General features: G+C 68.8%; 7 protein-coding genes. 4 read left to right on the top strand and 3 right to left on the bottom strand.

From position 1 onward, the window contains the following. The 4 genes from RM445_RS31570 to RM445_RS31555 all read left to right on the top strand — a co-directional run. Positions 1–335 (top strand): MerR family transcriptional regulator (locus tag RM445_RS31570; protein ID WP_397469449.1); only part of this gene is annotated, 335 nt, incomplete at its 5' end. 58 nt (positions 336–393) lie between these two features. Beyond that, a complete protein-coding gene (locus RM445_RS31565; RefSeq protein ID WP_311560533.1) occupies positions 394–651 on the top strand; it encodes a hypothetical protein in 258 nt (85 codons plus the stop codon). Then, entirely contained in the window at positions 584–1,123 is a 540-nt protein-coding gene (locus tag RM445_RS31560) for a transposase (RefSeq protein ID WP_311560532.1), read from the top strand. Before RM445_RS31565 ends, RM445_RS31560 begins: the two co-directional genes overlap by 68 nt. A 160-nt stretch (positions 1,124–1,283) precedes the next feature. Beyond that, positions 1,284–2,732, top strand: a complete 1,449-nt coding sequence (locus RM445_RS31555) for a carotenoid oxygenase family protein (protein ID WP_311560531.1) — start codon at positions 1,284–1,286, stop codon at positions 2,730–2,732. Positions 2,733–3,687: 955 nt separating this feature from the next. Here RM445_RS31555 and mscL read toward each other — a convergent pair. From mscL to RM445_RS31540, 3 genes are all read right to left on the bottom strand, one after another. After that, positions 3,688–4,143, bottom strand: coding sequence for a large conductance mechanosensitive channel protein MscL (gene mscL, locus RM445_RS31550; RefSeq protein ID WP_311560530.1), 456 nt, complete (start codon positions 4,141–4,143; stop codon positions 3,688–3,690). Positions 4,144–4,452: 309 nt separating this feature from the next. Further along, positions 4,453–5,445: an anti-sigma factor RsbA family regulatory protein gene (locus RM445_RS31545; protein ID WP_311560529.1), complete on the bottom strand. Its 993-nt coding sequence runs from the start codon at positions 5,443–5,445 to the stop codon at positions 4,453–4,455. After that, positions 5,442–6,287 carry an MEDS domain-containing protein gene (locus tag RM445_RS31540; protein WP_311560528.1) on the bottom strand — a complete coding sequence of 282 codons (846 nt, stop codon included), beginning with the start codon at positions 6,285–6,287 and terminating at the stop codon, positions 5,442–5,444. The genes RM445_RS31545 and RM445_RS31540 overlap by 4 nt, the downstream gene beginning before the upstream one ends. Positions 6,288–7,169: the final 882 nt, after the last annotated feature.

Genomic DNA, 7,169 nt, shown 5'->3' with positions numbered 1-7,169 from the left:
CTCGTGATCAGCATCCTGCGACTCGCGGGAGTCACCAATATCGCCGCCGCCCTCCGCCGTCACAGCCGCAACCCGACCCGACCACTCGCCACCTTCGGCATCACCTGACGACTTTGCCGACCCCCTGGCGCCGCACCCGGGCCGGATACCGCTCCTACGATCAGGACGCGGTCGCCCGGTTGCGGTTCGGGCGCTCGGCCCAGGCGTTGGGTCTGTCCCTGGCCGAGATCCCGACATGCTGCGCATCCGCGACCATCAGGGCCCGCCGTGCAGCTACGTGGCCCGGCTGCTCGAGGCCCACGTCAGCGCCCTGGTCACCCGCATCAAGGAACTGACGCCGGGATCAAGCTGGACTCCGTCGCCTCGGACGTGCTCGGAGTGTCCGGACGGGCCATGCTCGCCGCCCTGGTCGCCGGTGAACGTGACCCCGAGGTATTGGCCCGAGCTGGCCAAGGGCCGGTTGCGTCGCAAGCTCCCCGCGCTCGCCAGGCGCTGCGCGGGCGCTTCGGCGAACACCACGCGCTGCTGATCGGGTTGTGTCTGGAGCACACCGCCCATCTCGAGGCGGCGATCGCGCGGCTCTATGAGCGGGTCGACGCGGTGTTCGCGGCCCACGTCAGCGAGGCCGGTTCCTTTCGCCCGAGCCCGTGACCGGCTCGACACCATCACCGGGGTCGGGAAACGGGCCGCGGAGACCATCATCGCCGAGATCGGGGTGGACATGTCCCGCTTCCCCACCGCCGCGCACCTGGCCTCCTGGGCCGGGGTCGCCCCGGGCAACAACATCACCGGCGGCAAACGCGGCTCGGGCAAGACCACCCACGGCGACGTCTGGCTGCTCGACATCCTCACCCAGTGCGCCTGGGCCGCGGCGCGTACCCGCGACACCTACCTCTCGGCCCGGTTCTGGCGGCTGGCCCGGCGGATCGGGAAGAAGAAGGCCGCCATCGCCGTCGCCCACTCCATCCTGGTCATCTGCTGGCATCTACTGACCAACGACTGCGACTACGACGACCTCGGCGGGGACTACTTCACCCGCCGCAACACCGACCGCCAACGCGACCGACTGATCAAACAGCTCCACACCCTGGGCTACCGGGTCACCCTGGACAGGGCCGCGTAGATCGGCTGCGGTCAATTCTCTTCACAAACCAGTCGGGCACCAGCACGCCGCCTTCGGGTTCGCTCGCGTGTTCTTCGGCCGGTCGGCGGATGTCTCGCATCACGCGGACTGCGACGGTTTGTTCTGGCGTCTTCCTGGCGCTGTAGAGGAGGGAGTACCGATGCCGACCACCGACTTATCCCCAGCGGGACCGGCCCTGCCTATCGCACTGCCCGTCGATGTCACCACGGTGGCGCACCTGCAGGGGCCCTTCGCTCCGGTGGTCGAGGAGACCGCCGCCGCCGACCTTCCGATCGAGGGCGAGCTGCCGCGGGAGTTGGACGGGGTGTACCTGCGCAACGGGCCGAACCCACGGTTCACCCCGCTCGGCTCCTACGTCTACCCCCTCGATGGGGACGGCATGGTGCACGGGATGTGGCTGTCGGATGGGCGTGCCCGGTACGCGAACCGGTTCGTCCAGACCGAGGCCCTGCGGGCGGAGGAGCAGGCCGGCCGCGCGTTGTGGGGTGGCCTGCTGACGGGGTTGATCCCGGACTCGTCCGAGGTCGGCCCGGAGCTGGGCGGGCAGCCCAAGTCCCTGCCTGACATCAACGTTGTGCGGCACGCCGGCCGGCTGCTGGCCCTGGCCGAAGCCGACTGTCCGTACTGCCTATCACCCACGCTGGACACCCTGGGCCGGGAGACCTTCGACGGGATGCTGCCCGCCGGGATGACCGCGCACCCCAAGGTCGACCCGCGCAGCGGGGAGATGGTCGTCTTCTGCTACCTGATCGAGGCGCCGTACCTGACCTGGGCCACGATCGGGCCCGACGGCGTGGTCACCCGCCCACCGACGCCGGTGGCTGGCCTCGACCGGCCCGTGATGATCCATGACATGGCGCTCACCGAGCGCTTCGTCGTGCTGGTGCTCGGGCCGCTGTACTTCGATATGCAGGCCGCGCTGTCCGGTGGGTCGCTGCTGGCGTGGAGCCCACAGGACGGCACCCGGATCGCACTCATCCCGCGCGACGGCGGGCCGGTGCGGTGGTCGCACATCGACACGTTCTGGTCCTGGCACGGCGCGAACGCCTTCGACGACGGGAGTGGGCCCGACGCCCCGGTTGTGCTCGATTACGTGCAGTGGAACCAACCGGGCGGGCTGGTACCGGGTCCCACCCAGGGCGCGCTCGTCCGGGCCACCATCAATCCGCGCACCGGCGCGGTCGGCCGGGACATCATCGACCAAGGCACGATGGAACTGCCGAGAATCGACGACCGCGTCATCGGCGGCCGCCACCACCGCATCGCGCTCGTAGCCGTCACCGGAAAGCGCCCCGTCGTGGGCGGGGACCACGATGCGCTCAACTTCGTCGACACCCAGACCGGCGAGCGGGTGCAGTGGGACGCTGGCGACCTCGCCGTCAGCGAGCCTGTATTCGCCCCCCGCCCCGGCACCCACGACGCCGACCAGGGCTGGTGGATCACCTTCGCGACCAACCGGACGAACGGCGAGAGCTGGTTCCTGGTACTGCCCGCCCACGGGCCCGAAACCGGGCCGGTGGCTCGCATACGGATCCCGACCCGAGTACCACTTGGCCTGCACGGCTCATGGCTGCCCACCCAGGAGTAGCCTGACCCACTGCCGCGGTCACGCCTGCAACCGGCGCCAGCAGGTGGTGCCACTCGGAGCGAGGATCAGATGCTGTACTTGCGGTGTGCGAACCGGCAGCACCTCGCCCCCCAGGGCCTCGGCATAGTTGATTCTGCGGTTATGTGAGTAGCGCGAGGGCGCGGTTGGGGTGTCGGGGCGGTGCGGCGGCAGGCGTGGGCAACCGCGGCAGCGGTCCTCGCTTCGAGCAGGGCAAACGCCCTCAGCTGGCGATCGTGGCCACAATCAGCGGGTTTCTGGTCCGCTCGTGTCGCGAGCTATAGCATGACGCTGACCTGCGCAAAGACGAGGAGTCGAGTCGTCAGCGTCTAGCACAGCGCTCCAACAGCGGCTGATTCGACGAGTCCGGGTAGCTCCAGCAGCGTCGCGGACAGGCCGAGCGTGCCGTACTGCAGGTCTCTTCGCCGGCCACACCGCCGAGATGGGCCGGGACTGATGGAACTCTCGACGATCCGGTCTGATCCGCGGCTAACTAAGCGCTGCCGCAGGCCGTGGGGCATCAGCAAGGTCGGCTTCGTACTCAAGCCTGTTGGAGGACCTCGGCCGCCGCGATGCTCCCGGGCCCGACTGCCCCGCAACACCCGCAGCGACGCCGCCGGCAGCAGCCCGGAAACGCCGGGGTGCTTCGAAGGCTCGGCGAGTTGAGTAAGGGTCTCGCGGACGCGCGCACCACGGTCCGGACGCGTCCGCCAAACCCCCGAGGGGTGGCGAGCTTCTGAAAAATGCTCGCCAAGCGCTGGCTAGGAGCTGGCCGAACTGAGATTCTTGTTCGCGAGGATCTGCTGGTCCACCCCGATTGGCTGCCCGCCTTATCCAGGTTCCCTGCCCTCTGACAGTTGATGTCATGCGCCCCGGAATCATGCCGGGTTCGCATTGGTCGTGATTCTCCCTGGGGTAGCCGCGCCTGGGAGGCACTTCAATCGGCGGTGCGTTGCCGGTCGGCGATGAGCTTGACGTCCTCGTCCTCGGCTTGACCGGGCTCGATGTCGGCAGTGCACCACTTGCACTTCAGTGCATCGATCGGCACGAACTCCTTGCAGTAAGGGCACTCGTGGCTGCCCTGCGCCCGGAAGTTGCCCATCCCAGCCCTCTTCAAGAGCTTGACCAACCCGAACAACACCGCGCCAAGGAGCAGGAAGTTGACCAGCACGGTGAGGAATGCGCCGTAGCGGATCTGCGAGCCATTCAGGTTCCAGATCAGGCCCGAGAAGTCGGGTTGCCCGGCGATCGCCGCCACCAGCTGCATGATCACATCGCTAGCGAGGCTATCGACCAGCGCGGCGAACGCGGTGCCGATGATGAAGCCCAGTGCCAAGTCAAGCATGTTACCGCCGAGCGCGAACGCCTTAAACTCGGTCCACACGCCTTTCACGGTTCCTCCAGCCACCCGTACGTTGTGGTCATTCCCGACCACCGATCGTCGACATTCTGCAGCGGCTCCACCGATCCCACGTCTTTGACGGCTGTGCCGGGCGTGTCGGCGGTGCGGACCCAGAGGACCCGCTCCTCGACTCCCGTCCTCGTCGACTCGGTCAACCGGTGCCCCTCGCGTCTCCGGACCGTTCGCATCGTTGTGACAGGTCGAGTGCCGAACGCAGCCGACTCGAGCGCGCAGGCAACGGCTGGCACCTGGACGACGAGGGCTTCGGTGGTCCGTCTCCCAGGTCCACGAGTTGATTGCTCAGAGCGCCTGTGGGCCAGGGTGGTCGGAAGCGCCTCGACCACCAGCCGTGCGCGGCCGGGTCGCGGTCATACGGACGGTGTAGCCGCCCGGTCGGCGGCGGTGGGTGACGTCGACCAGCTGGTGGCAGATCCACAGGCCGAGCCCGCGCCCATCAGCGGTGTCAGGCGCTAGCAGTCCGACGAAGGGATCGGTCGGTCCGCGGCCGGTGTCGGTCACCGTCACGGTCACCCGATCGGGTTGCGCCCACAGTCGCAGCACGATGGGCGACTGCCCGTGCACGATGGCGTTGGTCACGGCCTCGCTTGTCGCCAGGACCAGGCCCTCAACCTCGGCGCTGGCGAGCTCGGTGCGCCGGGCGAACCCGATGACCGCTGCACGAGCGGTGACCGGGGACGGGTCGGTCAGTTCGACTGCGGGGGCGGTCTGTTCGACCGGGTCGGGAGGGGCGTCGCGGCGCGCAGAGGCGAACTCGACCGGGTCCTGGTAGCGGTCGTTGCGTAGATCCTGGTCGCCCTGCCTAATAACGGGGTGCGTGGCGCAGAGGTCCTCGACTTGCTCGGCGGCCAGCACCCGCTGGTCGTAGACGCAGACCGCCCAGGCGTTGTGGTGGGCCAGGGCGACGTTCACGACCGCTTCGAGACGCCGCCACTCGTGCCAGTGCTCCTTCGGCACGGTCGGTTCTTGGTTGAGGATGCGCACCCGCCGGACGTACGGCCGATAGCGGGTAAGTAGGGCGTCAGCGGCCCGCAGGTCCGACGCCGGCCGCGCCGGCTGTCCCATCGCGGGCAGGACCGTCAGGTGAGGGGACGGCGCGACGGCCTCTTGGACGATCGCAGCGGTGTCGGGGCGGAGTTCGAGCAGCGTCGGCTCCTCGGCGTCCACCCCGTCTTGGGCGAACCGTATGACGAACTTGACCATCTCGACGGTCGTGCTGTGCAGGAACAGCTCGTGGATCCAGCCCGAGCGGTGGGGGGCGGCCGGGGTGGTCATGGCGTGTCCTCCAGCCGCACCGCGCGCAGGGGAATCAATTCGATCAGCCGCGCCACGATGCTCGGCGCTGACTGCAGCACCAGCGAGCTTCGGTGGCGGGCTACGTGCTGGTCCAGGGTGACCAGTGCGCGATGATCGATGAACTCCAGTGCGGCGGCGTCAATCGATGCTTCTACCCCGAACGCCGGGACTCCAATCCGCTGCAAGGCCGTCAGCAGGCCGACGCTCGAGAACGCGTCGACCGAACCGGCGAGCGCCACGTCGGCCCGCCCCGTGGCGGACAGTTGGAACGGGGACAACCCGCCGTGCGCCATCGGGTGGACACACGCCACCTCGGCCACGGCGGCGTCGCCCAACACGCGCCGGTCGTAGGCGCACAGCGCGGTGTAGGCGTGGTCGAGGCAGAACCGGTCTGCTTCGTGCTCGTAGTGCACGAACTCGGCCCGTCGCGCCGGGTCGGCCATCCGCACGGTCATGTCACCGAACATTCGCAGCCCGGTGAAACCGGCATCCAGTGATTCCCCGATCATCGCGGTCAGCGTGCTCAACCCCTGGCCCGAATCGACCGGCTGGTCCATCCCGGCTAGAGCGCCGGTCGGATGGAGTTGGAGCTGACCCCGTTCGACGCACTCATCCAGCCCCTCGAGACCAGCCAGCTGCTCCTCCATGTTGGGTAGGTGCTCCTCGGGGAGGTAACCCACGACCCGCTCGTGCCGGGCCAGTCCCTCCGCCACATACCCCCTGGCCACCGCGACCAGCTCATCGTGGTGACGAAACGGCCAGCAGACATGATTGGTGCGTGACCGGCCGGTCGAGGGCGGCTCCACCCACAACTCGGTCATCCGACCGACCGCCCTTCACAAGCCGGTCGCCCCGGTCCCTCACCGTCGCACGCACGCCGGACACCGACGCCCACCGACCCGGACCCACTCCTCATCGCTGTCCCGCCCTCGCGGCTTGGGCGACGGCGCCCGCGGTCTCCTCAGGCGTCGCATCCTCGTGCCAGGTCGACCCCGACCCTAAACCCCCGGACCGGCACTTGTCCCAGAGGAATGGTGGCTGTAACTGGTTGAGCGGCCCAAGCCGTCCCGCAACGCCGCGCCTCATGGGCCAGCTCCAGGCGAACGGCAGGACCGGTACCCCAGCTACGAGGGGCTTCGGTCCCCGCGATGCTCACCGGCCCGGCGGCCAGGTCCGTCAAGGCCTGCGCCAAGAGACGGTGTGTGTACGATCTTGCACCCGTCGTGAGCAGGAGTTTCAACCCTGGCAGCCTCAGCTTGACCTCGCTATAATTGGGGTGGCTGCGAGGGGCAGTCACGAGCATCGCGCTTCGGTACGGTGCGGGCAACACCCCGGCCAGGGCATTCCGGCCGGGGTGTTGTGCTGCCAGCGCCCCCGGGGTGGCGACGGGCCCGGAGGGGACGAGACCCGCCGCCACCACGTGAGATGCTCGCGCCGGGAATCGGTGGCGTTACCTTGCGCGCAGCTCTCGAGCCACCTGCACGACATCCAGGCCCTGCCGCCCCGCCCCACTGCCGCGACCCCCGGAATGAGCAGCGGGCTAGACCTGGATCGCCGCTCGAGAACTCCGACTGCTCTAGAGCGTGTTTGGGAACGGGTTCGCTCGTTGGGCTGAGTGTGGCTCGTGGTGATCTGTCTCAGGCGCAGTGGCAGGTGTTGGAAGAGGTGTTGCCGCCGGTCAAGGCGACCGGGCGGCCGCCGCG

Origin of the sequence: Pseudonocardia charpentierae (assembly GCF_031845345.1) — a bacterium.
Lineage (GTDB): Bacteria > Actinomycetota > Actinomycetes > Mycobacteriales > Pseudonocardiaceae > Pseudonocardia > Pseudonocardia charpentierae.
This window is presented reverse-complemented; position numbering and strand designations above follow the sequence as displayed.

What these genes read in the sequence shown, in the direction of transcription:
- RM445_RS31565 (WP_311560533.1), top strand. Translation starts at nt 394, where the DNA reads ATGCTCGCCGCCCTGGTCGCCGGTGAACGTGACCCCGAGGTATTGGCC.
- RM445_RS31560 (WP_311560532.1), top strand. Translation starts at nt 584, where the DNA reads ATGAGCGGGTCGACGCGGTGTTCGCGGCCCACGTCAGCGAGGCCGGTT.
- RM445_RS31555 (WP_311560531.1), top strand. Translation starts at nt 1,284, where the DNA reads ATGCCGACCACCGACTTATCCCCAGCGGGACCGGCCCTGCCTATCGCA.
- RM445_RS31545 (WP_311560529.1), bottom strand. Translation starts at nt 5,445, where the DNA reads ATGACCACCCCGGCCGCCCCCCACCGCTCGGGCTGGATCCACGAGCTG.
- RM445_RS31540 (WP_311560528.1), bottom strand. Translation starts at nt 6,287, where the DNA reads ATGACCGAGTTGTGGGTGGAGCCGCCCTCGACCGGCCGGTCACGCACC.